Annotated in this window: 29 protein-coding genes; 19 read left to right on the top strand and 10 right to left on the bottom strand. The window is 55.4% G+C overall.

Features of this window, described 5'->3' with window-relative positions; translation table 11 throughout:
- Nucleotides 1-18: 18 nt before the first annotated feature.
- From gatA to FHS72_RS10725, 3 genes are all read right to left on the bottom strand, one after another.
- Entirely contained in the window at nucleotides 19-1,497 is a 1,479-nt protein-coding gene (gene gatA, locus FHS72_RS10735; protein WP_183528909.1) for an Asp-tRNA(Asn)/Glu-tRNA(Gln) amidotransferase subunit GatA, read from the bottom strand.
- A complete protein-coding gene (gene gatC, locus FHS72_RS10730) occupies nucleotides 1,497-1,784 on the bottom strand; it encodes an Asp-tRNA(Asn)/Glu-tRNA(Gln) amidotransferase subunit GatC (RefSeq protein ID WP_183528907.1) in 288 nt (95 codons plus the stop codon). Before gatC ends, gatA begins: the two co-directional genes overlap by 1 nt.
- A 99-nt stretch (nucleotides 1,785-1,883) precedes the next feature.
- Nucleotides 1,884-2,333 carry a nucleoside deaminase gene (locus FHS72_RS10725; RefSeq protein WP_183528905.1) on the bottom strand — a complete coding sequence of 150 codons (450 nt, stop codon included), beginning with the start codon at nucleotides 2,331-2,333 and terminating at the stop codon, nucleotides 1,884-1,886.
- Between the two features lie 113 nt (nucleotides 2,334-2,446).
- Between FHS72_RS10725 and FHS72_RS10720 the strand changes: the two genes are divergently transcribed.
- The 11 genes from FHS72_RS10720 (at nucleotide 2,447) to dtd (ending at nucleotide 11,730) form a co-directional block, all read left to right on the top strand.
- Complete coding sequence (locus FHS72_RS10720) at nucleotides 2,447-3,259, top strand: pseudouridine synthase (RefSeq protein WP_183528903.1); 813 nt, start codon at nucleotides 2,447-2,449, stop codon at nucleotides 3,257-3,259.
- 76 nt (nucleotides 3,260-3,335) lie between these two features.
- Nucleotides 3,336-4,157, top strand: a complete 822-nt coding sequence (locus FHS72_RS10715; protein WP_183529131.1) for a TerC family protein — start codon at nucleotides 3,336-3,338, stop codon at nucleotides 4,155-4,157.
- A gap of 54 nt (nucleotides 4,158-4,211) precedes the next feature.
- The gene (locus FHS72_RS10710; protein ID WP_183528901.1) at nucleotides 4,212-4,418 is read left to right on the top strand and encodes a hypothetical protein; all 207 of its coding nucleotides are present in this window, start codon (nucleotides 4,212-4,214) and stop codon (nucleotides 4,416-4,418) included.
- Entirely contained in the window at nucleotides 4,418-5,293 is an 876-nt protein-coding gene (locus FHS72_RS10705) for a 5-bromo-4-chloroindolyl phosphate hydrolysis family protein (RefSeq protein ID WP_183528899.1), read from the top strand. Before FHS72_RS10710 ends, FHS72_RS10705 begins: the two co-directional genes overlap by 1 nt.
- Before the next feature lie 27 nt (nucleotides 5,294-5,320).
- Nucleotides 5,321-6,511, top strand: coding sequence for a toxic anion resistance protein (locus tag FHS72_RS10700; RefSeq protein WP_183528897.1), 1,191 nt, complete (start codon nucleotides 5,321-5,323; stop codon nucleotides 6,509-6,511).
- Nucleotides 6,512-7,480, top strand: coding sequence for a DUF2927 domain-containing protein (locus tag FHS72_RS10695; RefSeq protein ID WP_246414631.1), 969 nt, complete (start codon nucleotides 6,512-6,514; stop codon nucleotides 7,478-7,480). It begins immediately after the preceding gene.
- Between the two features lie 207 nt (nucleotides 7,481-7,687).
- Nucleotides 7,688-8,815 carry an SPFH domain-containing protein gene (locus tag FHS72_RS10690; RefSeq protein ID WP_183528895.1) on the top strand — a complete coding sequence of 376 codons (1,128 nt, stop codon included), beginning with the start codon at nucleotides 7,688-7,690 and terminating at the stop codon, nucleotides 8,813-8,815.
- A 2-nt stretch (nucleotides 8,816-8,817) separates the two neighbouring features.
- Entirely contained in the window at nucleotides 8,818-9,246 is a 429-nt protein-coding gene (locus tag FHS72_RS10685; RefSeq protein WP_183528893.1) for a hypothetical protein, read from the top strand.
- 3 nt (nucleotides 9,247-9,249) lie between these two features.
- Nucleotides 9,250-10,368, top strand: coding sequence for a TFIIB-type zinc ribbon-containing protein (locus FHS72_RS10680; protein ID WP_183528891.1), 1,119 nt, complete (start codon nucleotides 9,250-9,252; stop codon nucleotides 10,366-10,368).
- Nucleotides 10,369-10,378: 10 nt separating this feature from the next.
- Nucleotides 10,379-11,296, top strand: a complete 918-nt coding sequence (locus FHS72_RS10675) for a carbohydrate kinase family protein (protein WP_183528889.1) — start codon at nucleotides 10,379-10,381, stop codon at nucleotides 11,294-11,296.
- Nucleotides 11,293-11,730, top strand: a complete 438-nt coding sequence (dtd, locus tag FHS72_RS10670; protein WP_183528886.1) for a D-aminoacyl-tRNA deacylase — start codon at nucleotides 11,293-11,295, stop codon at nucleotides 11,728-11,730. Before FHS72_RS10675 ends, dtd begins: the two co-directional genes overlap by 4 nt.
- A 32-nt stretch (nucleotides 11,731-11,762) precedes the next feature.
- Here the strand turns inward: dtd and FHS72_RS10665 are convergent, their stop codons facing one another.
- The 3 genes from FHS72_RS10665 to FHS72_RS10655 are packed head-to-tail and all read right to left on the bottom strand — an operon-like array spanning nucleotide 11,763 to nucleotide 13,761.
- Nucleotides 11,763-12,551 (bottom strand): metal ABC transporter permease, encoded by a 789-nt coding sequence (locus tag FHS72_RS10665; RefSeq protein ID WP_183528884.1) that lies wholly within the window; start codon nucleotides 12,549-12,551, stop codon nucleotides 11,763-11,765.
- Nucleotides 12,551-13,285 carry an ATP-binding cassette domain-containing protein gene (locus FHS72_RS10660; RefSeq protein ID WP_183528882.1) on the bottom strand — a complete coding sequence of 245 codons (735 nt, stop codon included), beginning with the start codon at nucleotides 13,283-13,285 and terminating at the stop codon, nucleotides 12,551-12,553. Before FHS72_RS10660 ends, FHS72_RS10665 begins: the two co-directional genes overlap by 1 nt.
- Nucleotides 13,282-13,761: a helix-turn-helix domain-containing protein gene (locus FHS72_RS10655; RefSeq protein ID WP_183528880.1), complete on the bottom strand. Its 480-nt coding sequence runs from the start codon at nucleotides 13,759-13,761 to the stop codon at nucleotides 13,282-13,284. The genes FHS72_RS10660 and FHS72_RS10655 overlap by 4 nt, the downstream gene beginning before the upstream one ends.
- A 63-nt stretch (nucleotides 13,762-13,824) precedes the next feature.
- Between FHS72_RS10655 and FHS72_RS10650 the strand changes: the two genes are divergently transcribed.
- Nucleotides 13,825-14,850 carry a zinc ABC transporter substrate-binding protein gene (locus FHS72_RS10650; protein WP_183528878.1) on the top strand — a complete coding sequence of 342 codons (1,026 nt, stop codon included), beginning with the start codon at nucleotides 13,825-13,827 and terminating at the stop codon, nucleotides 14,848-14,850.
- On the opposite strand, the gene FHS72_RS10645 is transcribed toward FHS72_RS10650, so the two are convergent.
- From FHS72_RS10645 to FHS72_RS10635, 3 genes are read right to left on the bottom strand one after another with little or no spacing between them, the layout of a single operon-like run.
- Nucleotides 14,847-16,160 carry an MATE family efflux transporter gene (locus FHS72_RS10645; protein ID WP_183528876.1) on the bottom strand — a complete coding sequence of 438 codons (1,314 nt, stop codon included), beginning with the start codon at nucleotides 16,158-16,160 and terminating at the stop codon, nucleotides 14,847-14,849. The two genes, FHS72_RS10650 and FHS72_RS10645, sit on opposite strands and share 4 nt — an antisense overlap.
- Entirely contained in the window at nucleotides 16,157-16,651 is a 495-nt protein-coding gene (locus tag FHS72_RS10640; protein ID WP_183528874.1) for a PaaI family thioesterase, read from the bottom strand. The genes FHS72_RS10645 and FHS72_RS10640 overlap by 4 nt, the downstream gene beginning before the upstream one ends.
- Nucleotides 16,648-17,088 carry a PaaI family thioesterase gene (locus tag FHS72_RS10635; protein WP_183528872.1) on the bottom strand — a complete coding sequence of 147 codons (441 nt, stop codon included), beginning with the start codon at nucleotides 17,086-17,088 and terminating at the stop codon, nucleotides 16,648-16,650. Before FHS72_RS10635 ends, FHS72_RS10640 begins: the two co-directional genes overlap by 4 nt.
- A gap of 135 nt (nucleotides 17,089-17,223) precedes the next feature.
- Between FHS72_RS10635 and FHS72_RS10630 the strand changes: the two genes are divergently transcribed.
- From FHS72_RS10630 to FHS72_RS10600, 7 genes are all read left to right on the top strand, one after another.
- Nucleotides 17,224-17,592 (top strand): MerR family transcriptional regulator, encoded by a 369-nt coding sequence (locus FHS72_RS10630; RefSeq protein ID WP_183528870.1) that lies wholly within the window; start codon nucleotides 17,224-17,226, stop codon nucleotides 17,590-17,592.
- A 399-nt stretch (nucleotides 17,593-17,991) separates the two neighbouring features.
- Nucleotides 17,992-18,393, top strand: coding sequence for a MerR family transcriptional regulator (locus FHS72_RS10625; protein ID WP_183528868.1), 402 nt, complete (start codon nucleotides 17,992-17,994; stop codon nucleotides 18,391-18,393).
- 27 nt (nucleotides 18,394-18,420) lie between these two features.
- Entirely contained in the window at nucleotides 18,421-20,199 is a 1,779-nt protein-coding gene (locus tag FHS72_RS10620) for an acyl-CoA dehydrogenase C-terminal domain-containing protein (protein ID WP_183528866.1), read from the top strand.
- Between the two features lie 48 nt (nucleotides 20,200-20,247).
- A complete protein-coding gene (locus FHS72_RS10615) occupies nucleotides 20,248-20,460 on the top strand; it encodes a hypothetical protein (RefSeq protein WP_183528865.1) in 213 nt (70 codons plus the stop codon).
- A 260-nt stretch (nucleotides 20,461-20,720) separates the two neighbouring features.
- Nucleotides 20,721-21,356 carry a glutathione S-transferase family protein gene (locus FHS72_RS10610; protein ID WP_183528863.1) on the top strand — a complete coding sequence of 212 codons (636 nt, stop codon included), beginning with the start codon at nucleotides 20,721-20,723 and terminating at the stop codon, nucleotides 21,354-21,356.
- 16 nt (nucleotides 21,357-21,372) lie between these two features.
- Entirely contained in the window at nucleotides 21,373-22,584 is a 1,212-nt protein-coding gene (locus FHS72_RS10605; RefSeq protein ID WP_183528861.1) for an acetyl-CoA C-acetyltransferase, read from the top strand.
- 12 nt (nucleotides 22,585-22,596) lie between these two features.
- Complete coding sequence (locus FHS72_RS10600; protein WP_183528859.1) at nucleotides 22,597-24,789, top strand: 3-hydroxyacyl-CoA dehydrogenase NAD-binding domain-containing protein; 2,193 nt, start codon at nucleotides 22,597-22,599, stop codon at nucleotides 24,787-24,789.
- Nucleotides 24,790-24,874: 85 nt separating this feature from the next.
- On the opposite strand, the gene FHS72_RS10595 is transcribed toward FHS72_RS10600, so the two are convergent.
- Nucleotides 24,875-25,762, bottom strand: a complete 888-nt coding sequence (locus tag FHS72_RS10595) for an NAD(P)-dependent oxidoreductase (protein ID WP_183528857.1) — start codon at nucleotides 25,760-25,762, stop codon at nucleotides 24,875-24,877.
- Nucleotides 25,763-25,846 lie beyond the last annotated feature (84 nt).

The raw sequence follows: 25,846 nt of genomic DNA, 5'->3' as shown, positions 1-25,846 counted from the left end.
TCTAAATCAGCGGTGGGTTTACCACCACTTCGCCGGTTTGGCTACAAATCCTGCGGCTTGTTCAAGCGCGTAGGCGACGTTCAGCAGATCGCCCTCTTCCCATGGACGCCCAATCAACTGCAGGCCCAACGGAAGTCCGTTTTTATCAAGGCCCGCAGGCACAGCGATGCCCGGCAGACCCGCAAGGTTCACTGTGACAGTAAACACGTCGTTCAAGTACATTTGGATCGGATCGGCGTTTTTCATCGCGCCCAGAGCAAAGGCAGATGACGGCGTCGCAGGTGTCAGGATCGCATCCACACCGCTTGCATAAACTTTGTCGAAATCCTGCTTGATCAACGCACGAACCTTACGGGCGCGGTTGTAATAAGCGTCGTAGAAGCCGGCGGACAGCACATAAGTCCCGACCATCACGCGGCGCTGCACCTCTGGACCGAAGCCCTCGGCGCGTGTCTTTTCATACATCTCTGTGATGCCGTCACCCGCATCCAGCTTGGCACGATGCCCGAAACGCACGCCATCATAGCGGGCAAGGTTCGACGATGCCTCAGCAGGCGCAATCACGTAATACGCAGGCAGCGCGTATTTGGTGTGCGGCAAGGAAATGTCGCGGATCTCAGCGCCTGCGTCTTTCAGCATCGCTGTGCCGTCTTTCCAAAGCTTTTCAATCTCTTCGGGCATCCCGTCCATGTGGTATTCTCTTGGAATACCAATGACTTTGCCTCTGATGTCGTCAGTAAGTGCTGCTTCAAAGTTTGGCACGGCAAGATCGGCGGACGTGGAATCCTTTGGATCGTGGCCACACATCGCCTCTAGCATGATCGCGCTATCGCGGACGTCTTTGGTCATTGGACCTGCCTGATCGAGCGAGGACGCAAATGCCACAACACCCCAACGGGACACACGGCCATAGGTCGGCTTGATGCCAGTTGTGCCCGTGAAAGCAGCAGGTTGGCGGATTGATCCACCAGTGTCGGTGCCCGTCGCACCAAGACACAGATCAGCGGCAACAGCGGCAGCGGACCCACCAGAAGAGCCACCGGGCGTCAGTTCCGCGTCAACTTTCCAAGGGTTCACGGCGTTGCCATAAACAGATGTTTCGTTCGACGAGCCCATGGCGAATTCGTCCATGTTGAGCTTGCCCAACATCACGGACCCTGCGTCGAACAACTGTGTGGTCACAGTCGATTCGTATTCGGGTTTGAACCCTTCCAGAATGCCGGACGCAGCCTGCGACGCGACACCTTTGGTGCAGAACAAATCTTTAATACCCAACGGGATACCGCACATATCAGGGGCATCGCCTGCTTTGATACGGGCATCAGCTGCCTTCGCCTGATCCATAGCGATCTCTGGCGTGTGGTGCACAAACGCGTTTAACGCACCGGCACCTTCAATGGATTTCAAATAGCTTTGTGTCAGCTCAACAGACGATACATCGCCCTTGCGCATCGCATCACGAGCACCAGCAATTGTGAGTTTGGACAGATCAGTCATTATTCAACCACCTTCGGCACAGCAAAGAACCCTTCACGGGCATCAGGGGCGTTGGCCAGCACTTTGTCCTGCTGGTCGCCATCGGTTACAACGTCTTCGCGGCGCTTCAAACGCTGCGGCGTGACGGATGTCATCGGCTCTACGCCCTCAACATCAACCTCATTGAGTTGCTCAATGAACCCCAGAATCGCGCTAAATTCTGACGCGAGCGCGGGCAGCGCGTCGTCTTCAACCTTAATGCGGGCAAGTTTCGCCACGCGGCGGGCGGTTTCGGTGTCAATGGACATGGGCCGTGTCTCCGTCTGATATCGATTTCGCGTTTACCGTCCCGTTGGTTTGGCCGCAAGGACATGGGCGCTGTTATGTCTATATAATGCGGTCCGGTATCAGCGACGACGGTCCGCAAAGAAGCGTCTGAGCATGTCTTGCGACGCAGCAGCAGCAATTCCGTCGTAAATTTCAGGGACATGATGACACTGGGAATGGGCAAAAATGCGCGGGCCTTGGGCAACGCCCCCGGATTTCGCGTCACTCGCACCGTAATAAAGTCGGGCAATGCGGGCATTACTGATCGCAGCGGCGCACATCGGACAAGGTTCTAACGTCACGTAAAGATCGTAGCCAGTCAGCCGTTCCTGCCCCAACGCCGCACAGGCGGCACGAATAACGAGCATCTCGGCGTGGGCCGTTGGATCGTTCAATTCGCGGGTCCGGTTACCAGCCTCTGCGATAACGCCGGCAGGTCCCGCAATAACCGCCCCCACAGGAATTTCGCCGCGATCTGCCGCTAATTTGGCCTGCGTTAACGCGATATTCATGTGGCTGTGAAATTTCATATCTACTTGTCCCGCAATTGGCCCAGCGGTTGCAAGTGCCCGATGCCGTTATTTAGGAGCAAAACAAACGCGAACCATTGCCTAAAACCTACGCGGTGCTTAGGGGTGATATTATGTCAGATGATATCCCCAAGGGCGACCGTATCGCCAAAGTTTTGTCCCGTGCTGGAATTGCATCGCGCCGTGAGGCCGAGCGCATGATCGCTGAGGGCCGTGTCACTGTGAACGGCAAGGTGATCGATAGCCCTGCCCTGAATATCATCGGCGGTGCGCGTATCACTGTGGACGGCAAAGACGTGGGCGAACCCGATCCGCCCCGCATCTGGCTGTATCACAAGCCTGCAGGCCTTGTGACGACTGAACGCGACGAACGTGATCGCAAGACGGTGTTCGCAAGCCTACCCGAAGACATGCCGCGCGTGATGTCTGTTGGACGGCTTGATATTAACTCTGAAGGTCTGCTTTTGTTGACCAACGATGGTGAACTAAAGCGCAAACTGGAATTGCCAAGCACGGGCTGGCTTCGTCGCTACCGCGTTCGGATCAAAGGGTCCGCATCAGAGGCAAGCCTTGATCGCCTGCGCGAAGGCATCAGCGTTGAAGGTGTAAACTACCAGCCAATGACCGTGACGTTTGACCGTCAGCAAGGTGCAAATGCGTGGCTGACGATCAGCATCCGCGAAGGTAAAAATCGCGAGATTCGCCGTGTGATGGAAGCCATCGGCGCAACGGTGAACCGCTTGATCAGGGTCAGCTATGGACCGTTCCAGCTAGGCTCGCTTGCGCAAGGTGAAGTTGAAGAACTGAAGCAGCGCGTTGTCCGTGATCAGCTAGGCTTGTCCGACAAACCGCAGCCAACACGCATCCGCAAACCAATCAATCGTCCGATAAAAGGCCGTCCTGCGGGGAAAAACCAACGTCGTTGAACCCTTGTGGCCGCTGTGCCCCGCGTGCATGCTTGCGCCAAATTGACGCATCATGCCGACTGGGGGACCATTCATCGTGTCCGAACTACTGACTTTCGAGAACGCAACAAACCTGATCATGCTGTGCTTTTTGCAGGCCGTTTTAGGGTTTGATAACCTTCTCTACATATCAATCGAGAGCCAACGTGCGCCCGTCGCCCAGCAAAAAGCAGTGCGCATGTGGGGCATTCTAATCGCCGTGCTGCTGCGCGTTGTTCTGCTGTTCGTTATGATCCGCCTGATCGATGCGCTAGCAGAGCCATTCTACACTTTCACATGGACTGGCGTGATCGAAGGCGCGGTGAATTTCGCCACAGTTATCTTTATCTTTGGTGGCGCATTTTTGATGTACACCGCGATCAAGGAAATCCGGCACATGCTGTCGATGGAACACCTTGGGCATAGCCTTGATAACAAAAGCGGAAAATCAGCGGTCAAAGTCGTCGTGTTGATCGTCATGATGAACCTTATCTTTTCGTTTGATTCGGTGCTATCAGCCTTGGCGATCACCGACGTGTTCCCGATCCTTGCATTCGCGATCCTGTTATCGGGCGCTGCGATGCTATTGCTCGCGGACGGTGTGACTAAATTCTTGGAAAAGAACCGGATGTACGAGGTGCTCGGGTTGTTTATTTTGTTGATTGTCGGTGTTGTTTTGCTCGGCGAATCCGGCGTCGCGGCAGGTCACGCCATGCATGACGAAAGCTTAAATATCAAAGTATTCGGGCAAGCCATTGTGCCAATGTCGAAATCCACCTTCTACTTTGCGGTTGTCGTGCTTTTTGCGGTAGAAGTTCTGCAATCCGGCTACGCACGCAAACTCAATGCGGAACGCGCAGCGGCACAAAAACGTTCGTAAACTGGGAAATGTTGCCTATCTGTTAAGGAACTGAAGTAATGAAACACATGAGTCATGATCAAACTGCTGATATTTTTCCTTTTGCTGTTCCCTGTGCTGATCGGCATGTTGCTCATCTGGGCACTTTTGCGATGGTTCAACGGGGCACCGCCCAAGCAAAGCATTGGGGGCACCTTGCCTGATACGATACGCAGAATCGCTTTTGTCGTCCTGGTAATTTTGCTGTTTGGTGTGACCAGCGGCTTTTTGGGGGCAGCGTAATGGCGAAGAAATTTGGCGGAAAATATAGCCCAAACGGATCATCCTCTGCCGAGGATATGCGCGAGACGCCGCTTGAACATGCGATCACAGATGACGGGACAAAGGGCACTGGATTGCTGTTTGTTCCCGCCGTTGTCCTGATTTTCACGTCGATTAACGATGGGCCAATGACGCTTTTGCTGGCTCTCGTCGGGGCCGCGTTGCTGACATTTGCCGCGTGGTTCACACGCGAAGGATTGAAAGCAGAGGCGGAATATAACGCACGCCGCGTCGCCCGCAGACCCAGCATCCCGCGCAAAATGATCGCATCGATTGCGACTGGTTTGGGCGTCACACTGGCCGCGTATACCGGCGACAGCGGCCTGATCGGGTCTGTATTATATGGCGTCGTCGCGCTCGGCTTGCACGGCGTTGCCTTTGGCATCGACCCGTTGAAAGACAAACGCATGGAAGGCGTCGACACCTTTCAACAGGACCGCGTCGCACGCGTCGTTGACCAAGCTGACGCAAGCCTATCCGCGATGAAAGATCACATCGAACGCCTTGAAGATCGTGATTTGACCGCCCGAGTCGCGGCATTTTCAGCGACCGCTCGCAAAATGGCCCGCACAGTCGAAGAAGACCCGCGCGACCTGACCCGCGCCCGCAAATATCTCGGTGTTTACCTAGAAGGCGCTCGCGACGCGACGATCAAATTCGTCGACCTTTATGGCCGCAAATCAGACCCAACTGTGCGGTCAGATTACGTCGCACTGCTAGACGATCTACAAGAAAACTTTGCCGCCCGAACCGACAAAATGATGGTCGATGATCGGACGGATATGGATATCGAAATCAAAGTGCTGCGCGATAGATTGCAGCGCGACGGCTCGTGAAACAGCCACATCTTCAGGAGGACACATATGTCTGATACGATCCGCGAAAAAGCTGCGGCCACTTTGGCCGATGTTGAAAAAGTGACAGCCGTGGTGCTGCCAGAACCGATGGGCGAACTGGTTCCATTGGCCGATGCCGACGCGCCGACGAGCGCCGCGATCACCAAACGAATGAACGAAATCGACATTACGGAAACGCAGTCGATCATTTCTTTCGGCTCGGGCGCACAGGCCGAATTGCAGGAGATTTCACAATCTATGCTTGCAGGCGTCCGCAACAAAGACGTCGGTCCAGCAGGCGACAGCCTGCGCAGTATCGTGTCCACGATCCGTGGCTTTTCAGTGTCCGAACTTGATGTCCGTCGCAAGCAAAGCTGGTGGGAAAAACTGCTAGGTCGTGCCGCCCCTATGGCCAAATTTGTTGCGAAATTTGAAGGTGTTCAAGGTCAAATTGACGGGATCACCGAAGACCTTTTGCGCCACGAAGGCGTGCTTTTGCGCGACATCGAAAGCCTTGATATTCTTTACGACAAAACTCTCGCATTCTACGATGAACTTGCGCTTTATATCGCGGCAGGCACGGCCAAACTCGAAGAACTCGACAGCACAGTGATCCCCGCTAAGGTTGCGCAAGTCGAAGCAACGCCAGAAGGCGACGCGGTGATGGTTGCGCAGGAATTGCGCGACATGCGGGCCGCGCGTGACGATCTGGAACGTCGTGTTCACGACTTGAAGTTGACCCGTCAGGTCACGATGCAATCTTTGCCATCAATTCGCCTCGTGCAAGAAAATGACAAGTCGCTCGTAACCAAGATCAACTCGACTTTGGTTAACACGGTCCCGCTTTGGGAAACCCAACTCGCCCAAGCAGTAACGATCCAACGGTCTGCCGAAGCCGCAGAAGCGGTCCGCGATGCCAACGATTTGACCAACGAATTGCTAACCTCGAACGCGAAGAACTTGCGTGACGCGAACAAGGTCATCCGCACCGAAATGGAACGCGGCGTTTTCGATATCAACGCAGTGAAGCAAGCCAACGCCGACTTGATCGCCACGATCAACGAAAGCTTGGAAATCGCGGACGAAGGCAAACGCAAACGCTCTGAAGCCGAGGCCGAAATGGTAAAAATGGAGCAAGAGTTGAAAGATACGCTTGCCTCTGCCAAAGCACGTGGCGACAAAACCGGTGATACCATCGGAACTGCGACAGGTGCTTAAATGAAAATTGCGGGCGGCATTATGCGTATGACGGGCCTTTTGGGCCTGATGACGCTTGCCGCCTGCGAAACGCCACCGCCGGTTGAGCCGATCCCAAATACACCGCCAGTGCAACGACCAGAACCGACGCCGGAACCCGAACCGATTGTGACCGAACCCAGCGAGGCCAGCAAAGCCTTAGCAATTTATTACCGACGTTTGCAGAATGACCTGCTCACGCAAGGGTTGTTACGCGGTGATGGTGGCGGCCCTGATACACCGTTCACCGATACTATTCTCGCGCGAAATTTTGTCCGTATCGCGCTGTTCGATGAATATGTGACTGAGGGCGGCGTTTTGCGCCCGCAAGCGACGCTGTCTCGACTGCGTCGCTGGGATACGCCTGTTCGGATGACCACTGAATTTGGGCCGTCCGTCTCGCAAACTCAACAAACAAAGGACCGCAACACGATCAGCGCCTATGCGCGGCGGCTGTCGCGGGCCAGCGGATTGTCGATTACGCAGACCGATGTCGACCCGAACTACCACGTTCTTGTATTGAGCGAAGATGACAGACTTGGGTTCCGTGACCGTTTGCGCGAAATTGTTCCAGGAATTGCAGAGAGTTCTCTGCGTGCCATTACACAACTTCCGCGCGATCAACTGTGCATCGTGGTCGCCTTTTCCCAAGGTGGCACCGCGAGCTATTCCAAGGCCGTCGCCATCATTCGGGCTGAACACCCTGACCTTTTGCGCACGTCATGCTTTCACGAAGAACTGGCGCAGGGCCTCGGCCTTGCCAATGATAGCCCGCAGGCTCGCCCGTCGATTTTCAACGATGACGAGGAATTTGGACTGCTGACAACGCACGACGAGCTATTGCTCAAAATGCTTTACGATCCGCGTTTCCGCACAGGTATGGATGCTGCCGAAGCAGCCCCAATCGCGCGGGTTATCGCCCGCGAACTGCTGAATAGCGGACCAAGTTAAGTAACCTTGCTATGCGGCACAACGCTGCTTAGCTTAATGTTAACAAGTCGATATTTGCACTCAAGAGGACCATCCATGCGAGGCCCAAAACACACGTTGCACAAATGCAAAAGCGCGTTTGGCATGGTGATTTTCGATACGGGACGCGGTGACAGTCCGTCGGCAGTGCAAACGGTAGACACGACGATTATTAAGGAGACCTAATTTATGGGCATTCTCGACTTTCTTTCAGGTCAATTTATTGACGTCATCCACTGGACTGATGACACCCAAGACACAATGGTTTGGCGTTTTGAACGCGCGGGTCATGAAATCAAATACGGTGCAAAGCTGACGGTTCGCGAAGGCCAAGCTGCTGTTTTTGTTCATGAAGGTCAAATCGCGGACGTGTTTACACCCGGTCTCTACATGCTAGAAACCAACAACATGCCGATCATGACGACGTTGCAGCATTGGGATCACGGCTTTAAATCGCCGTTCAAATCCGAGATCTATTTTGTTGATACGACGCGGTTTGCCAACCTGAAATGGGGCACAAAAAACCCGATCATGCTGCGCGATCCCGAATTTGGCCCGACGCGCATCCGTGCATTCGGGACTTATACGATGAAGGTCAGCGATCCGGCGCGGTTTATGACCGAAATCGTCGGCACTGATGGCGAATTCACCGCCGATGAAATCAGCTACCAAATCCGCAATATCATCGTCCAAGACTTTAGCCGCGCCATCGCGAAATCCGGCATTCCGGTTTTGGATATGGCCGCGAACACAGGCGAAGTTGGTAAACTGATCGCAGAGGCCATCAACCCCACGATTGCGCAATACGGCATCACGCTGCCCGAGCTTTATATCGAAAACATCAGCCTGCCGCCTGCGGTAGAAAAGGCGTTGGATACAAGAACTTCACGTGGAATCGCGGGCAACCTCGACGATCACATGAAGTACAAAGCCGCCGAAGCCATGGGCGCCGAAGGCTCTGCTGCGGGTCAGGCGATGGGTATGGGAATGGGTGCCGGATTGGGCATGCAGATGGGCAATATGTTCAACCCGAATCAGAATGCCGGACCGTGGGGGCAAGCCCCGCAGCAACCCGCCGCGATGGCCCCTCCTCCGCCACCGCCCCCGCCTGCCGAACATGTTTGGCATATCGCGGTTTCCGGCGATGTCACTGGACCGTTTTCCAAAGCAGCGATGGGCCGCAAAGTCACCGATGGCAGCTTGAACCGCGACACATTGGTCTGGACACAAGGCCAAGACGGTTGGATCAAAGCAGAAGATGTCGCCGATTTGAACAGCATCTTTACCGTTGCCCCACCGCCCCCTCCGGGAGTTTAACCATGACGTCACGCACCCTAATCAGCCTCGGTTTCGTCGGCCTTTTGTTAGGCTGCGTGGCCTCCGACGACGCGATCTCGCGCCCTGATGGCGCGTTGCCCGTCGATGTAATTACGGCGCAATCCGATCTCAAAGCGCGCCACCCGACAGTCGACGCATTTAGCGCCCTCGCGCCCAGTGGCGAAGGCGTGATTTTCGCGCTTGATGGGACCGCGACCTATGTGAACCCGACCTTTGGCACACGGATCGAAAGCACGATTTCCGGCTTTGATGGCAATACGATGTGCGTCGCCGAAGCGGGCGATTGGAGCGGGATTTGCATTTCGCTTTTCCAAACGCCATCGGGTGGAAATTACTGCGAAGGCACGTTTGGCGACGGTGGTGCGCTGAACTTTCCCTGCACGCTGCAACCTGTGATAAGCGCTATTTAGATCATGCCAGACATTGATTTCGACAGCCCCGCCAGCCCACTGCAAGAACATCGATTTCCTTGCGATAATTGCGGTTCTGACCTGCGCTTTGACCCCGGCCAGCATAGGCTGATTTGCGATCATTGTGGCAATACTGAAGCGCTTGAAACCGCGACGGGTATGGCGAACGGGATCAAAGAACTCGATTTCCAAGATGCTGTCGCTAATGCGCTGGATTCCGAGGAAATCGAAGAAACCAAGGTCATCACCTGTCCCAACTGTGGTGCGCAAACGGAATTTGACGGCGACACACACGCGGCAGAATGCCCCTTTTGTGCGACCCCAGTTGTCACCGACACAGGCACACACAGACACATCAAACCCCGTGGTTTACTGCCGTTCGAATTGGATGAACCTGCGTCACGCAAAGAGCTGACGAATTGGCTTGGCTCGCTTTGGTTCGCGCCAAATGGCTTAACCGACTATGCACGCAAGGGACGCAAAATGAACGGCATCTACGTCCCCTATTGGACGTTCGACGCCGACACTAAATCCAGCTATTCGGGCCAACGCGGCACACACTATTACGAAACCAAAACAGTTGTGCGCGACGGAAAACGCCGTCAAGTGAAGGTGCGCAAAACCCGTTGGCGGGCTGCCTCTGGTCGTGTCGCACGATTCTTTGACGATGTTCTGGTGCTCGCATCGAACAGTTTACCGAAAAAATACACTGATGGATTAGAACCGTGGGATTTGTCGGAATTAGAGCCCTACAAGCCTGAATACCTCGCCGGGTTCCGCGCTGAAGGCTATCAAGTTCAACTGACCGACGGCTTCACTCAAGCCCGCGCCTATATGGACCGCATGATCCTGCGCGACGTCAAATACGATATTGGCGGTGATGAACAACGGGTTAGCGACGTCAGAACCCAGATCAGCGACGTGACATTCAAGCATATTTTACTGCCCGTTTGGCTGGCAGCCTACAAATATAACGGTAAAACTTATCGATTTGTCGTTAACGGCAGGACAGGGCGTGTGCAGGGCGAACGGCCCTATTCCGCTTGGAAAATCACCTTTGCGGTCATTATCGGCTTGATTATCGCGGCAGGTGTGGGATTTGTTATCGCTAACAGTCAGTAGGAGTTAAGCGATGATCCTTTGCGCGGGCGAAGCCCTGATCGACATGCTACCCCGTGAATCCACCTCGGGCGAAGCCGCATTTGCGCCGCACGCTGGTGGCGCGGTGTTCAACACAAGCATCGCTTTGGGGCGTTTGGGCGTGCCGACACAGTTCTATTCAGGCCTCTCGACGGACCTGTTTGGCACCGTTCTGATTGATGCATTGGTCGCCTCGCATGTCGATGCCAGCCTCGCGCACCGCTCCGACGCGCCAACGACATTGGCCTTTGTGAAATTGGTCGATGGGCACGCAACTTATGCGTTCTACGACGAAAACACCGCGGGTCGCATGCTGCCAATTGACAGTTTGCCCGCGACATCAGCGGACGCGATTTTCTTAGGCGGTATTTCACTGGCGGTTGAACCCTGTGCCGCGACCTACCTGGCGCTTCTCAAACGCGAGGCACCTTCCAAGGTCACGATGATCGACCCGAACATTCGCCCGTCATTCATTAACGATGAAGTAACGTATCGGGCGCGGATCGCCGAAATGATCAAGCTCGCTGATATCATAAAGCTTTCGGATGAAGACCTCGATTGGCTCGATCCAAACGGCGACACCGCCGAAAAAGCACGGCGCATGGTCGCTGATAACGATCTGAAATTACTGTGTATTACCGAAGGCTCCAAAGGCGTGACCGGATATACGGCGACCCAAGAAGTCTTTGTCGCGGCCAACAAAGCCACCGTTGTTGATACCGTTGGTGCTGGCGACACATTCAACGCGGGCCTGCTTGCCAGCCTTCACAACGCGGGCCTGTTAACCAAGTCTGCCGTCGCCGACCTGTCTGAAAGCGCGATCCGCGATGCCCTTTCGCTCGGTGCAAAAACTGCTGCAATCACAGTCTCACGCGCTGGTGCAAACCCGCCTTGGGCATCGGAGCTGTGAGAGCATTAATTCAACGTGTCACCGACGCCAAAGTCGCCGTAGATGGCCACACCATCGGTGAAATCGGCCCCGGCTTGTTGATCCTCATCTGTGCAATGCAGGGCGACGATGCGGCCAAATCGGTCCAACTTGCAGCGAAGATCAGCAAGCTACGCATCTTCGCTGATGACGCCGGCAAGATGAATTTGTCGCTCAAAGACACAGGCGGTTCCGCCCTCATCGTCAGTCAATTCACGCTCGCAGGGGATACATCACGCGGCAATCGTCCCGGTTTTTCCAGCGCTGCCCACCCTGACGAGGGCCGCGCATTATACGAAACGTTCATTAACGATATCAGCGCCCTAGGCATCCACACCGAGACTGGTAAATTCGGCGCTGACATGAAAGTCACGCTGACAAACGACGGTCCTGTGACGCTATGGATGGACGTGTAAAACCACGCCCGCATTCATTTCGCCAAAACAACTCAACTGCGCAACCGTCCAGCAATAATCGACACCGTGAATATGCCCGCCGCCGCCACAACAATCGACGGCCCGGTCGGCGTGTCGAACATCAGGGATCCTTGCGTGCCCAATAATGCCGCCAAAGCGCCAGCGATCATCGCGGCGACGGCCATGCCTTCGGGTGTCCGCGCAAATTGACGCGCAGCAGAGGCCGGAATGATCAATAATGCGGTGATCAACAACGCCCCGACAACCTTGATCGCGACAGCTACGACAAGCGCGAGCAACACGGTTAACAGCAACTCTTTACGGCGCGGGTCGATGCCCGCCGCATAGGCCAAATCCGGGCTGAGCGTCGCGGTTAACAGGTCCGACCATTGCCACCACAGCACCCCCAAAACAACCAGCGCACCGCCCCAAATCACGGCAAGGTCCGTAATTCCGACGCTCAAGACGCTTCCAAATAGGTAAGCCGACAGGCTTAGTTTTGCGCCCGACAATAGCGAAACAATCACGAGCCCCAGTGCCAATGCCGTGTGCGCCAGCACGCCCAGCGCCGCATCTGCGGTTTGCCCCGCGTCAGTGAGTTGTATGAATATCAACGCGATACAAAGCGCCGTGATGATGACGCCAACGTAGATTGATAGCGAAAAAGCCAGCGATAGCGCCACCCCAAGAACCGCCGCATGTGCCATCGCATCCCCGAAATAGGCCATGCGTCGCCAGACCACGAAACAGCCCAACACCCCGGTCGCCAATACCGCACCGAGGGCCGCAAGGACCCCGCGCACCACAAAATCGTCAAGCATTATTCAGCGGCCTCGTGTGAGTGGTCATGATGATGGTGGTCGTGGTCATGACGGTAAAGCGCCAGCGCACCGCCCGTTCCGGTCCCGAATAATTCGCGATAAGCGGGCGCGGCACTGACAACTTCAGGCGTGCCTTCACAGCAAACGTGCCCGTTCAGACAAATCACGCGATCAGAGGCGCTCATCACCACGTGCAATTCGTGGCTGACCATCAAGACAGCACAATCAAGCTCGGTACGGACTGCTTCGATTTGTCGATAGAAACTCGCAGATCCGGGTTGGTCCAGCCCTTGCGTCGCCTCATCAAGCATCAAGACATCAGGTCGCCCGATGATCGCACGCGCCAGCAAAACACGTTGGAATTGCCCGCCGGACAGCCCCGCCATCTGCCGTTGCCCCAGATCAGTTAGCCCTGCGGTTTCCAGCGCCTGACAAGCATCATGGTCGCTTACACGTTTCGGCAAATCCAGAAACCGGCGCACGGTCAGCGGCATCGATTGATCGATATGCAGTTTTTGCGGCACATAGCCGATTTTCAGCCCCTTCGCCCGCGTCACCGCACCACTACTTGGCTTCAGCGCCCCAATCAGAACCCGCAAAAGCGTCGATTTACCAGACCCGTTTGGCCCGACAATCGTCACGATTTCACCCGGGACCAATGCCAGCGTGACACGATCCAACACATTATGCCCACCATAGCGAAAGGCGACTTTTTCAGCAGCGAGTAGGGTCATGGTACGGTCTGACACTCTGGGCAAAGGCCCTCTGCTTCGATCACAGTTTGTTCGATTTGGAACCCTGTTGATGCAGCCGTAGCCCCCAAGGATGTATCAGTCGCCTGCGCCTCGGCGACCGTTCCGCAACCGCGGCAGATCATGAAGGCAGGATTGTGAACTGTGTCCGGATGAGAACAAGCCACAAAGGCGTTCAATCGTTCAATGCGGTGCACAAACCCTTGATCCACAAGGAAAGACAGCGCGCGATAGGCCACTGGCGGCTTCGCGCCGAACCCGTCCGTATCAAGCCGCGCTAGCACATCATACGCACCAAGTGCAGCATGCGCTTCGAGCAGGATTTCAAGCGTCCGGCGTCGCACCGGCGTGAATTGCACCTTACGCGCAAGACAAGCAGCATCAGCAGCCGCAAGGGCCGACGCGACACAGGTCGTGTGGTCGTGCTGTGCAAAACCTTTGGGGGTCGTCGTTTCCATCTTGCAATCCGTGTTACGTTATAACATATCAATCTTAATATAATTCACCAACAGAGGCAAGCCATGTCAATTCGCACTCGTCTACTTTTACCAATCCTCGCCATTCCGACTGCAGCGCTAGCAGATGCACCGCGCGTCATGACCGACTTTGGCCCGACGCAAAGCATCGTTACTGACTTGATGTCCGGCGTGGCATTGCCCGAGGTATTGCTGACCCCTGGTGACGACCCGCATGACTTCACCTTGCGCCCGTCGCAAGCACGGACGCTTTCGAATGCAGACGTCGTGATCTGGGTCGGCCCTGCCCTCACACCCTGGTTGGTTGATCCAGTGGCTAATCTATCGGGCGACGCGGTTGGTCTACCATTGCTAGAGACCGAAGGCTGGGAAATCCTGCCGACACGCGGCACAGAAGATGACGATCACGATCACGATGATCATGAAGACGCGCACGACGACCACGACGACCACGACGACCACGACGACCACGACGACCACGGGCATGACGATGATCATGATGAAGACAAGCATGATAATCACGAGCACGATGAAGATAATCACGACGCGCATCACGGCCATGATCACGGCGACAGCGACCCTCACGCGTGGCTCGACCCTGCGATTGCTTCTGTCTGGGCTGGAGAGATTGCAGCGACTTTGACCACCTTGGACAGCGAAAACGCGCAAACATACGCCGACAACCTATCCAAATTTCAAGCTGACATGACCCAACTCACCGCGGATCTTGCAACGATCACTGACGACGTTGAGGGCAGCCGCATCATCCTCCCTCACGACAGCTTTCAGTATTTCGAAGTCAGCACGGGTCTTGTCCCGGCAGGTTTCATCTCGAACGCCGAAGATGCTGATCCGGGCCCACAACACCTGCGCGGCTTGCGCGAACAGGTCACATCAGGCGCTGTGACCTGCGTATTGCATGAATCTCCGACTGATGCCGAATGGGCGGATGTTTTGATCGAAGGCACCGATGCGAAATCAGCGCTGCTCGACGTCACCGACCGCGCCGAAGTTGGCTATGCCGCAATGATGCGCCAATTGGCCGAAACTCTGCGCGATTGCGCGAACTAAGCGTCAGCTGACGCTTCAAGTGCGGGGTATTTCAACGCCAACGTGACGCCCCGCACGACAAAGTTTAGCAGTAACCCAACCCACAGCCCGTGATTGCCAAACAGGGCCATCAGCGGGAAGGCGCAAACAAAGTAGACAACCGCCGACACAACCATCATGTTGCGCATGTCCGTGGTCCGCGTGGCCCCGATGAAAATCCCGTCCAGCATCCATGCCGCGACCCCGATCAATGGTGCCGCGATCATGTAGGGCAAAAACACCCGCGCCGCTGCTTGCACGTCTGGCGCTGTCGTCATGGTGTCGATGATCGTTGTGCCGAATAGGGCAAAGCAGACCGTCAGGAATAACCCCGTCGCCGTCCCCCATCCACAGGTCAGGATCGCCGCACGTCGCAAAGCTGCCCGCCTGCGTGCGCCCAGCGCCTGCCCCACAAGCGATTCCGCGGCAAAAGCAAAGCCGTCCTGCGCGTAGGCGGTGATATAAAGAAACTGCAGTAGGATTTGGTTCGCCGCCAGATTGACGTCCCCAAAATCCGCCCCCCAGAACAGAAAACTGACAAAGACCGCTTGCAGCAGAACCGATCGGATCATGATGTCGGTGTTCACTATCGCCATGCGCTTTAGCCGGATGCGGTCAAATATCCGTGCAGCATCGCGCCATGCCGTGCCCATAAATGCGTCGCGACACAGCCATAGACCCAACGCGAGCCCCGACCATTCCGCGATAAATGTGGCCCACGCGACGCCCGACACACCCCAGTCGAATCCAAGCACAAAGATCAGGTCGAGGATAATGTTCGCGCCGTTCATCAAAACTTGGATCGCCAGGATCGCTTTGGTGCGCTCTACCGCCACAAGCCAGCCCGTGATGCCGTACAGTGCAATGGTCGCAGGCGCGGACCACACGCGGATCGCCATGTAATCGCGCGCAAGGCTTTCGACTTCTGCGCTCGCAGGTGACAGGCTAAACGCGCCGTAAAATAATGGGATTTGCAGAACGATGATCGCGAGACCCGCAGTCGCGCCGATCAGCAATGCGCGTGACAACAAGGCCGCGACTTCGGCATCATCGCCCGCACCATGTGCCTGTGCAGCAAGGCCCGCCGTGCCCATGCGCAGGAACCCGAACACCCAGTACAGCGCCGTGAGAATGATCGCGCCGATCCCGACTGCGCCAATCGGGACCGCGTCGCCCAACTGTCCGACCACGCCCGTATCCACGGCGCCAAGGATCGGAACCGTCGCGTTGGACAGCACAATCGGCAATGCGATATACAGGATCCTGCGATTGGTCAGCGCGCCGGTCTTCATGGCGCCTTTGTACGATCCGGCATCAAGAAATGCCCCGTGCCTTGGGCGAACAGCTTCGTGCGATTGTCCTGCCAAGCCTCGACATGCACCGATGCATAGCGACGCCCAGACCTGTTTACGCGTGCCCGCGCATAAGCGTCACGCGGCAAACCAGAGCGCAGGTAGTCGACCGTGAAATCGATGGTCTTAGGCAGCTGGATGCGATCTGGCAGATCAACGGTTTTGCCTTCCATATCATCCCAGATCATCGCCCAGCTTAGCTGGATAATTGCGGTGATCTCTAAAAATGCCGCCGTCACACCACCATGAATCGCGGGCAGCATCGGGTTGCCGATATGGTCTTCCTTAAACGGCAACACAGCCGTCAACTCATCACCGCGACGGTCAAACTGCACACCAAGGAACTGAATATAAGGTACGTCGGACAATAACTGCTGCAAGGCCGCGTCGCGCCGTTGTTTGATCACTTGGACCGGTTCAGGTTTATTCATGACGTCACCGCCTTTTGCTGTGGCACGGTGAATGCGCCCGTTGCGGTCGCAACTGGCCGATCCGTGTCGGCGTCTGTCGCAACTGCGCGAACAAAGGCCACGTTGCGGGTCACATGGTAACAACTCGCAGTGGCCGTGATCCGATCCCCGGGCGTCGCAGAGCGCATATAATCGATCCGCAGGTCTAAGGTCGCCGTCGGCACACCCGCGTTCGGATGGCACATCACGGCAGTACCGCAACAGGTATCCATCAGCGCAGACACCGCCCCGCCATGGATCACACCCGTCTCAGGATCACCAATCAACCGCGTGTCATAAGGCATTGAAATCACAGCCTCGCCCGCGCCCGACCGTTCCACCAGCATCGACAACGCCTTGGCGTGCGGCATGTTCTGGATAAAGTCGGCTACCATCTTTGCTTGATTTTCTGGTGTCATTGCCTGTCCTTTGTCACGCCTCGTATCGCCTATATCTGACATTCCCAAGCCGCCGCGAAAAGGTGTTTCTTGAATGGCATTGGCACGTTGCCTTGGGTCCTGACCGCGCTATACTATTGAGTAAGGAGAACCGTGATGTCTGAACCCCGCCTAAGCTTTAAAGAAATGTGTGCCAAGTTCGATGTCACGCCGCGGACATTGCGGTACTACGAGTATATTGAATTGCTCACCCCCGAAAAAGAAGGTCGGTCTCGCTTCTACGGCAGCAAGGAACTTGCGCGTATGACGCTGATCTTGCGCGGCCGCAGGTTTGGCTTTGCGTTGGAAGACATCCGCCAGTGGCTTCAGATTTACGAGAACGAAGGCAACACCACGCAGATGGAAACGTGGATAGAACTTGCGGACAAGCAGCTGATTGAGCTTACAGAACAACGCAAACAACTGGATGACACGGTCGCTGAATTGCAGCGACTGCGCGATCTCACGGCGCAAAACCTTAAGTGACCCCAGGTTAGGGGCGGCCCCATCACTGCGGGCCACCATTGTCGCCGACACGGAACCAATCCGATGCCTGCCGCACATCCACGCGCCACAAATTCCTGCTGCATTTGACGCTTCGCCAAATGACCGTGCTGCAAACCCCTTATTTACAGACTAATCTGGTATGGAATACCCTACCCCACCTTCCAAGCTGCCGGACAGAACACACGTTTAGGGGGAAAAACAGCGCCGCCCTCCCTCTTATTAAATTACGCGTGACCTAGGGTTAAATTTGCTGACCTTTCGTAAGCTCGCAAATGACGCCACGTTCCGTTTACGTTAACGTCAACAAAGCTTGTATGGTTTGAGTCGACAGCGCACCTCGACTGCACAGCGACAAACATGCAGCCCAAGGATTGCACTATGACAAACGAAACAATGACCATCCGCGACATGTGCGTGGAATTCGGCGTAACACCGCGCACTTTGCGCTTTTATGAGCAAAAGGAGCTTCTGTTTCCCATTCGTAACGGCCAACGCCGGATGTTCACAAAACGTGACCGTGCGCGCCTTAAACTGATCCTGCGCGGCAAGCGTTTCGGGTTCAGCCTAGAGGAAATTCGGCAGTTGCTTGATCTGTATCACATGGGCGACAGCCAACAGACACAACTGGCTAAAACGTTTGAATTAGCCAAGAAACATCTCGCCGACATGATCGCCCAGCGTGACGAGTTAAATGTCGCCATCGAAGAGATGAAGACACAGATGGAATGGGGCGAAAAGCGCCTGAACGAACTGGCCAGCGGTAAAACAGCCGCCGCCTAAAACGACAAAACCGGAGGAGTCCCGCACATGCCGATTTACAATAGCCCAACCAAAGATCTTCAATTTGTTCTGCACAATCTGCTGAACGTCAGTACGCAAGACATTTCAGGCTACGATGAATTGGACGCGGACTTTACCAATGCTGTGCTCGAAGAAGCAGGCAAGGTCGCAACAGATGTGCTGGCCCCGCTGAACCCTGTTGGCGACGTCGAAGGCTGCAAGCTGGAAAACGGCGTCGTGCGCACCCCCACAGGCTTTGATAAAGCCTTTAAGGTGATGAAAGACGGCGGCTGGACGGCACTGGATTGCGACCCAGAATACGGTGGTCAGGGCTTGCCCTACGTGATGAACTCTGCGGTGCAAGAGGCGTTTGTGTCAGCAAACATGGCCTTCAACATGTACCAAGGGCTGACGCACGGCGCCTACTCCGCGATCCACGCCCACGGCACTGACGCACAAAAGCAAAAGTGGCTGCCAAAAATGGTCACCTGCGAATGGACAGGCACCATGAACCTGACAGAATCGCATTGCGGGACTGATCTGGGCCTGATGCGCACAAAGGCCGTGCCACAAGACGACGGATCGTTCAAAATTACCGGTCAGAAAATCTTTATCTCGGCTGGCGATCACGATCTGGCGGAAAATATCGTCCACCTCGTCCTCGCTAAAATCCCCGGCGGCCCTGACGGGATCAAAGGTGTGTCGCTGTTTATCGTGCCGAAAATCATGGTCGATGACGAAGGAACGCTTGGCGATCCGAACGGCGTAACCGTTGGCAAAATCGAAGAAAAAATGGGCATCCACGGCAATGCGACCTGTGTGATGGACTACGACGAGGCAACTGGTTACCTGCTCGGCGACGAACACAAAGGCATGCGTGCGATGTTCACAATGATGAACGAAGCGCGTGTCGGTGTTGGCCTTCAAGGCTACGCGCAAGCCGAAGTCGCCTACCAAAACGCTGTTTTCTACGCGAACGACCGCCTGCAAGGACGCGCCGTAACAGGTGCGCAATTCCCCGAAAAAGCAGCCGATCCGCTGATCGTACACCCAGATATCCGTCGTAACCTGATGGACCAGAAAAGCTTTGTCGAAGGGGCGCGCGCGTTCACGATGTGGGGCGCAAACCTGATCGATCGTGCCCACAAGAACAACGACGCAGAGGCCGACGGTCTCATCTCGTTGATGACGCCTGTGTTGAAAGGCTTCCTGACCGACAAAGGTTTCGAATACGCAACAGCAGCCCAGCAAGTCTACGGCGGCCACGGCTACATCGAAGAATGGGGCATGTCCCAATTCGCCCGCGACGCGCGTATCGCGATGATCTACGAAGGCGCGAACGGCGTGCAAGCGCTCGACCTTGTTGGCCGCAAGCTGGCGCAAGATGGCGGCAAACACGTGATGGCATTCTTTGAGATGGTGAAAACTTTCATCAAAGAAAACGACGGCAACGAAGCGCTGAAGGCGGACTTCCTCGAGCCACTCAAAGCGGCGTCAAAAGACATGCAGTCTGCCGGCATGTACTTCATGCAAAACGGCATGAAAAACCCGAACAATGCACTGTCAGGGTCCTACGACTTCATGCACCTGATGGGTCACGTCTGCCTCGGGCTGATGTGGGCTCGCATGGCAAAAGCAGCACAAGAGGCACTGGATGCAGGCGACACCGACCGCGATTTCCTAGAGACAAAAATCGCGACTGGTCGCTACTACATGGCGCGGCAACTGCCCGCCACGGCAATGCACTTAGCCCGGATCAACACCGGCGCTGATACGGTGATGGCACTGGACGCAGCACAGTTCTAAGCAAAACGCAGGCGGGCCTCACAGCCCGCCTCGCAACGGAGGATGTTAATGCCCAAACGGTTTCGCATGACCCGCCGGTTTCCTGCGGCAATGACCGAAGACGGTTACCGCAAGTTAACGCGATTTGCGGATGATGCGGGGTTGAACAGGGCCGAGGCGTTGAGTTTCATGTTCGAAAACTTAGATAAACTATTAGACGCCGACGAAGTGCCGTCGCGGCTCCGTAAATTCAAGTTAACGATGGACGGTGGTAAATTGTGATCATGGACTTTGAGTTGTTTTGGCGAAATGAAGTTGGGGCGGCAGTGCCCACCCCATCGCGCCTCACGGCTTGGCTATCCGATATGCAACGATGGGGCTTCACTTCGCACGCGACGACACACTCCTGCGTTCCGCGCAAAACCATGTTAGGCGATTAACCTTAATGGGTGATGAATAGCTGAGACGACAAATTTCATTTCGCCAAAACAACTCAATGCTCCGACTGCCTAAACGGGCGAACCCTCGAAAGGGACCACACGATGACAATGATTTTGCACTGCTTTGGCGAAAGCGGAAATGCTTACAAGGCGGCTCTTACCCTCGCGCTATCGGGCGCGGACTGGACACCAGCCTATGTTGATTTTTTCAACGGCGGTGCCCGCACCCCCGAATTCATAGAGATGAACATCATGGGTGAGGTGCCCGTGCTGATTGACGGCGACATCGTGTTAACGCAGTCTGGCGTTATCCAAGACTACATTTCATCCAAAACGGGCAAGCTGGGCGGTAAATCCGCCGCTGAACGCCGCGAAATCTTGCGTTGGATCTTTTTCGATAACCACAAGGTATCCGGCGTCGCTGGCGGGATTCGCTACATGATGAATTTCTTACCAGAAGATAAACGCAACGCCGATGTGATCGCGTTCCAAGCGGGCCGCCTGAAAGCCGCGCTTAAAATCGTCGAAGCCCAACTCGACAATACAAAATGGCTCGCTGCGAGCGACATCACAATCGCTGACATCGCGGTCGCTGGATACTTGTTTTACCCAGAACCTTTCACTTTCGACCGCAAAGACTACCCGAATATCGACCGCTGGATGGACGCAATCGCCGCCCAACCCGGTTGGAAAGCCCCTTACGACCTTTTGCCCGGCTCACCAGCCGATCGTGCTTAATACCCCGGAGGATACTATGACCGAAGCCTATATTTACGACGCTGTGCGTACCCCACGCGGCAAGGGCCGCAAGGACGGCAGCCTACACGAAGTTACATCTGCCCGCCTCTCGGCTGGCGTGATGAATGCGTTAAAAGAGCGGAATGGATTAGAGGGCCACGCCGTTGAGGATGTGATTTGGGGCAACGTGACCCAAGTTGGTGAACAAGGTGGCTGTTTGGCGCGGACCGCCGTGCTGGCGTCCGATCTGGATCAATCCATTCCGGGCCTGTCGATTAACCGCTTTTGTGCGTCTGGCATGGAGGCCGTGAACCTTGCCGCGAACCAAATTCGTGGCGGCGCAGGTCAGGCGTATATCGCTGGTGGCGTTGAGATGATGGGCCGGGTTGCGATGGGCTCTGATGGTGCGGCGATTGCTGTTGACCCGTCGATTGCGATGGACACTTATTTTGTCCCGCAAGGTATCTCCGCCGATATTATCGCGACGGAATATGGCTTTACCCGTGATCAAGCCGACCAATTGGCCGTTGAATCGCAAAAGCGTGCCGTGGCCGCGTGGAAGGACAATCGGTTCGATAAATCCATTGTTGCCGTAAAAGACCAGAACGGCCTGACCATCCTTGACCGCGACGAATACATCCGTCCCGGCACAGACATGCAGGCGCTTGGTGCGCTGAACCCCGCATTTCAGATGATGGGTGAACAGATGCCCGGCTTCGATAAAGTCGCGCTGATGAAGTACCCGCATCTCGAAAAAATTAATCACATTCACCACGCTGGGAACTCTTCCGGTATCGTCGATGGTGCGGCCGGTCTTCTGATCGGGTCCAAAGAATACGGCGAGGCGATGGGCATTAAACCCCGCGCTGTCATCAAACACACCGCCAAAATCGGCACGGATCCAACGATCATGCTGACGGGTCCGGTGCCTGTGACCGAGAAAATTCTTGCTGATTCCGGCATGAATATTTCCGACATCGATCTGTTCGAAGTTAACGAAGCTTTCGCCTCTGTTGTGTTGCGTTTCATGCAGCGCTTTAACGTCGATCCGTCTGTTGTGAACGTCAACGGCGGCTCTATCGCGATGGGCCATCCGTTGGGGGCGACAGGTGCAATTATCATCGGCACGCTACTCGACGAGCTTGAACGCACGGGCAAAGGCACAGGTCTCGCGACGTTGTGCATCGCGTCCGGTATGGGCGCTGCAACTATTATCGAACGCATTTAAGGGAGCTGCGAAATGACTGATTTTACACTGAAAATCGACAGCGACGGCGTTGGCGTAATTACTTGGGACACAGTCGGAAAGAGCATGAATGTCATGTCTCGCGACTCTATGGCGTTGCTGAATGATCTGTTCGATCAAGCCTTGAACGATGATGCCGTGAAGGGCATCGTGATCACGTCCGGCAAGGATAGCTTTGCGGGCGGCATGGACCTGAATGTGCTCGCGGCGATCCGTGAAGAATACAAAGACGATCCTGCGAAGGGCTTGTTCGAATTTACCATGAATGGCCATCACGCCCTGCGTAAAATCGAACGCGCAGGCATGGACCCGAAGACCAACAAAGGCGGCAAACCAGTGGCCGCCGCCCTACCCGGCACAGCGCTTGGCATCGGGCTTGAAGTGCCGCTGGCCTGTCACCGTATTTTCGCGGCTGACAATCCAAAGGCCAAAATCGGTCTGCCAGAAATCATGGTCGGGATTTTCCCGGGTGCTGGCGGTACAACTCGTCTGGTCCGGAAAATGGGCGCTATGGCCGCGTCGCCGCTGCTGCTTGAGGGCAAGCTAAACAACCCGCAAGGCGCGTTGAAAGCAGGCGTAATCGACGAAGTCGTGCCCGCTGACGAACTGCTCGACGCAGCCAAAGCGTGGGTTTTGTCAGAGCCGAAAATCGTGAAACCATGGGATGAAAAAGGCTATAAAATGCCGGGCGGTGCGCCCTATCATCCGGCTGGCTTTATGACCTTCGTTGGCGCATCAGCCATGGTTAACGGCAAAACTCAAGGCGTCTATCCTGCAGCTAAAGCCTTGTTATCAGCGGTTTATGAAGGCGCATTGGTACCATTCGATACAGCGCTTAAGATCGAGGCGCGCTACTTTACCCAAGTTCTGATGAACCCATCATCGTCCGCAATGATCCGTTCTCTCTTTATTAACAAAGAGGCGTTAGAAAAGGGTGCGAACCGTCCTGACGTGGCTGATCAGAAGGTATCGCAAGTCGGCATCATCGGTGCTGGCATGATGGGTGCTGGCATCGCGCTGGTCTCCGCCTTGGCGGGTATCAAGGTCGTGCTGATTGATGCGAAACAAGAGGCTGCGGATAAGGGTAAAGACTACACAGCAACCTACATGGACAAAGGAATTACACGCAAAAAAGTGACTGCTGAGAAAAAAGAAGCGGTGCTGGGTCTGATCAACGCGACGACAGATTACGCCGCGCTGAAAGATTGCGACCTGATCGTTGAGGCCGTGTTCGAGGATGTTGGCGTAAAGGCTGACGTGACAGCCAAGGTTCAGGCCGTCACTGGTCCTGATTGCGTGTTTGCGACCAACACATCGACCTTGCCAATCACAGAGCTGGCAAAAGCCGCGAAAGATGCTGAAAAGTTTATAGGCATCCACTTCTTTAGCCCTGTCGATAAAATGATGCTGGTCGAGATCATCAAAGGCGTGAAAACTGGTGACGTCGCTGTGGCCAAGGCGCTCGATTTCGTGCGCCAAATCCGCAAGACGCCGATTGTGGTGAATGACGAACGGTTCTTCTACGCGAACCGCTGCATCATTCCCTACATCAACGAAGGTATTCGGATGGTGAAGGAAGGTGTCGAACCTGCCTTGATCGAAAACGCTGCGAAGCTGGTCGGCATGCCGCTAGGTCCGCTGCAATTGACCGATGAAACCTCCATTGATCTGGGCGTCAAAATTGCCAAAGCGACGAAAGCCGCAATGGGCGATGCCTACGACGACGCGCAAGACGAAGTGTTGTTCTGGATGTTCGACGAAGGTCGTTTGGGTCGCAAATCAAACAGCGGCTTCTATGCCTACGATGAAAAAGGCAAACGTCAGGGGCTTTGGGAAGGATTGTCCGCGAAATACCCAACCGCCGACGAACAGCCTGATCTGATCGACGTGCAGCATCGCCTTTTGTTCGCACAGACATTGGAAGCCGTGCGCGCTTTGGAAGAAAACGTGCTGGAAGACATCCGTGAAGGCGATGTCGGCGCGATCCTCGGCTGGGGCTTCGCACCTTGGTCCGGCGGTCCGTTCAGCTGGCTTGATATCATCGGATCGCCATATGCGGCGGAACGGTGTGATCAGTTGACCGAAATGTTCGGCGAACGCTTCAAAACACCAGAATTGCTGCGTGAAATGGCAGACAAGAACCAATCATTCTATGGTCGGTTCGGCGTAAAAGCCAAAGCGGCCTAAGCAACCAATACAACGAAAAGGCCCGCAATTTGCGGGCCTTTTTTTATACAAAACCGTCGACAATGCGACGCGTAAACATCTGCGTCTATTTGCTGAATTTCTTCGCATAATAGTCAACCATCTGCGACACCATTTGATCGCCCTGCCCTTCGGCCGCGGCCGTTTGCAGCGCAGTCAATGGACCGGCAGCAAGTTGCGATTCAACACCCGCATCTTTGGCCATCTGATCATAATACCCCAGATCTTTCGCCGCATTCCCGATGCTAAAGGCCAGCATTTCTGGATTGCCATCAACGCCGTAGGCTTTCACCAAATCCATCATCACCGATTTCAACGGCCCTGCGGACACTACGTCGTAGACCTGCTGGCGATCCACGCCCGCCACGTCTGACATCGCGAAAACTTCGGCCATAGCGTTTGCCACCGTCATGCCAAAGAAGTTGTTCATCAACTTTACCGTGTGACCGGAACCAACAGCACCCAAATAAAAGACGTTCTCGGCCAAGTCATCCAGCACAGGTTTCACCTTATCAAACGCAGGTTTGTCGCCTGATGCCATGATGTTCAGCAATCCGTCATAGGCTTGCGCGGGCGTGCGGCCCAATGGTCCGTCCAACATCGTAGCGCCCGCCGCCGCGACTTTTTCCGCCAAGGCGCGTGTGCTCGCAGGCAAAGATGTCCCGAAATCAATCACAACCGCGCCGGGTTTTAGGCCTGCGATAACGCCATCTTCGCCGTTCATCCGCGCTTCGACGCTTTGCGATGTGTCCATGCAAAGCATCACGATATCCGACGCCATTGCGACTTCGCGTGCCGTGCCGACTTCGACCGCGCCGCGTTCAACCGCCGCGTCGATCCGTGGCCGCGACCGGTTCGCCGTGATCGTCACAGCATAATCGAGATCATGTAGCCTGCTGACCATCGCGGATCCCATCAGCCCCAATCCAATAAATCCGATAGTTGGTTTGGTCATAAGTCGTATCCTTCAGATGCATTGCCCACAAAATATATTTTGCCGAGAACATCCATAGTCGGTTTCGGCCCGTCTGCAAAACCC

This window comes from Yoonia ponticola (assembly GCF_014199395.1).
Classification (GTDB): Bacteria; Pseudomonadota; Alphaproteobacteria; order Rhodobacterales; family Rhodobacteraceae; genus Yoonia; species Yoonia ponticola.
Note: the sequence above shows the minus strand (reverse complement) of the source record. Positions and strands in the feature narration are given on the sequence as shown.

What these genes read in the sequence shown, in the direction of transcription:
- FHS72_RS10615 (WP_183528865.1), top strand. Translation starts at nt 20,248, where the DNA reads ATGCCCAAACGGTTTCGCATGACCCGCCGGTTTCCTGCGGCAATGACC.
- FHS72_RS10665 (WP_183528884.1), bottom strand. Translation starts at nt 12,551, where the DNA reads ATGCTTGACGATTTTGTGGTGCGCGGGGTCCTTGCGGCCCTCGGTGCG.
- FHS72_RS10630 (WP_183528870.1), top strand. Translation starts at nt 17,224, where the DNA reads ATGTCTGAACCCCGCCTAAGCTTTAAAGAAATGTGTGCCAAGTTCGAT.
- FHS72_RS10700 (WP_183528897.1), top strand. Translation starts at nt 5,321, where the DNA reads ATGTCTGATACGATCCGCGAAAAAGCTGCGGCCACTTTGGCCGATGTT.
- FHS72_RS10655 (WP_183528880.1), bottom strand. Translation starts at nt 13,761, where the DNA reads ATGGAAACGACGACCCCCAAAGGTTTTGCACAGCACGACCACACGACC.
- FHS72_RS10680 (WP_183528891.1), top strand. Translation starts at nt 9,250, where the DNA reads ATGCCAGACATTGATTTCGACAGCCCCGCCAGCCCACTGCAAGAACAT.
- FHS72_RS10625 (WP_183528868.1), top strand. Translation starts at nt 17,992, where the DNA reads ATGACAAACGAAACAATGACCATCCGCGACATGTGCGTGGAATTCGGC.
- FHS72_RS10620 (WP_183528866.1), top strand. Translation starts at nt 18,421, where the DNA reads ATGCCGATTTACAATAGCCCAACCAAAGATCTTCAATTTGTTCTGCAC.
- FHS72_RS10650 (WP_183528878.1), top strand. Translation starts at nt 13,825, where the DNA reads ATGTCAATTCGCACTCGTCTACTTTTACCAATCCTCGCCATTCCGACT.
- FHS72_RS10720 (WP_183528903.1), top strand. Translation starts at nt 2,447, where the DNA reads ATGTCAGATGATATCCCCAAGGGCGACCGTATCGCCAAAGTTTTGTCC.
- gatC (WP_183528907.1), bottom strand. Translation starts at nt 1,784, where the DNA reads ATGTCCATTGACACCGAAACCGCCCGCCGCGTGGCGAAACTTGCCCGC.
- gatA (WP_183528909.1), bottom strand. Translation starts at nt 1,497, where the DNA reads ATGACTGATCTGTCCAAACTCACAATTGCTGGTGCTCGTGATGCGATG.
- FHS72_RS10640 (WP_183528874.1), bottom strand. Translation starts at nt 16,651, where the DNA reads ATGAATAAACCTGAACCGGTCCAAGTGATCAAACAACGGCGCGACGCG.
- FHS72_RS10660 (WP_183528882.1), bottom strand. Translation starts at nt 13,285, where the DNA reads ATGACCCTACTCGCTGCTGAAAAAGTCGCCTTTCGCTATGGTGGGCAT.
- FHS72_RS10605 (WP_183528861.1), top strand. Translation starts at nt 21,373, where the DNA reads ATGACCGAAGCCTATATTTACGACGCTGTGCGTACCCCACGCGGCAAG.
- FHS72_RS10690 (WP_183528895.1), top strand. Translation starts at nt 7,688, where the DNA reads ATGGGCATTCTCGACTTTCTTTCAGGTCAATTTATTGACGTCATCCAC.
- FHS72_RS10705 (WP_183528899.1), top strand. Translation starts at nt 4,418, where the DNA reads ATGGCGAAGAAATTTGGCGGAAAATATAGCCCAAACGGATCATCCTCT.
- FHS72_RS10675 (WP_183528889.1), top strand. Translation starts at nt 10,379, where the DNA reads ATGATCCTTTGCGCGGGCGAAGCCCTGATCGACATGCTACCCCGTGAA.
- FHS72_RS10595 (WP_183528857.1), bottom strand. Translation starts at nt 25,762, where the DNA reads ATGACCAAACCAACTATCGGATTTATTGGATTGGGGCTGATGGGATCC.
- FHS72_RS10710 (WP_183528901.1), top strand. Translation starts at nt 4,212, where the DNA reads ATGATCAAACTGCTGATATTTTTCCTTTTGCTGTTCCCTGTGCTGATC.
- FHS72_RS10600 (WP_183528859.1), top strand. Translation starts at nt 22,597, where the DNA reads ATGACTGATTTTACACTGAAAATCGACAGCGACGGCGTTGGCGTAATT.
- FHS72_RS10635 (WP_183528872.1), bottom strand. Translation starts at nt 17,088, where the DNA reads ATGACACCAGAAAATCAAGCAAAGATGGTAGCCGACTTTATCCAGAAC.
- FHS72_RS10610 (WP_183528863.1), top strand. Translation starts at nt 20,721, where the DNA reads ATGACAATGATTTTGCACTGCTTTGGCGAAAGCGGAAATGCTTACAAG.
- FHS72_RS10725 (WP_183528905.1), bottom strand. Translation starts at nt 2,333, where the DNA reads ATGAAATTTCACAGCCACATGAATATCGCGTTAACGCAGGCCAAATTA.
- FHS72_RS10645 (WP_183528876.1), bottom strand. Translation starts at nt 16,160, where the DNA reads ATGAAGACCGGCGCGCTGACCAATCGCAGGATCCTGTATATCGCATTG.
- FHS72_RS10685 (WP_183528893.1), top strand. Translation starts at nt 8,818, where the DNA reads ATGACGTCACGCACCCTAATCAGCCTCGGTTTCGTCGGCCTTTTGTTA.
- FHS72_RS10695 (WP_246414631.1), top strand. Translation starts at nt 6,512, where the DNA reads ATGAAAATTGCGGGCGGCATTATGCGTATGACGGGCCTTTTGGGCCTG.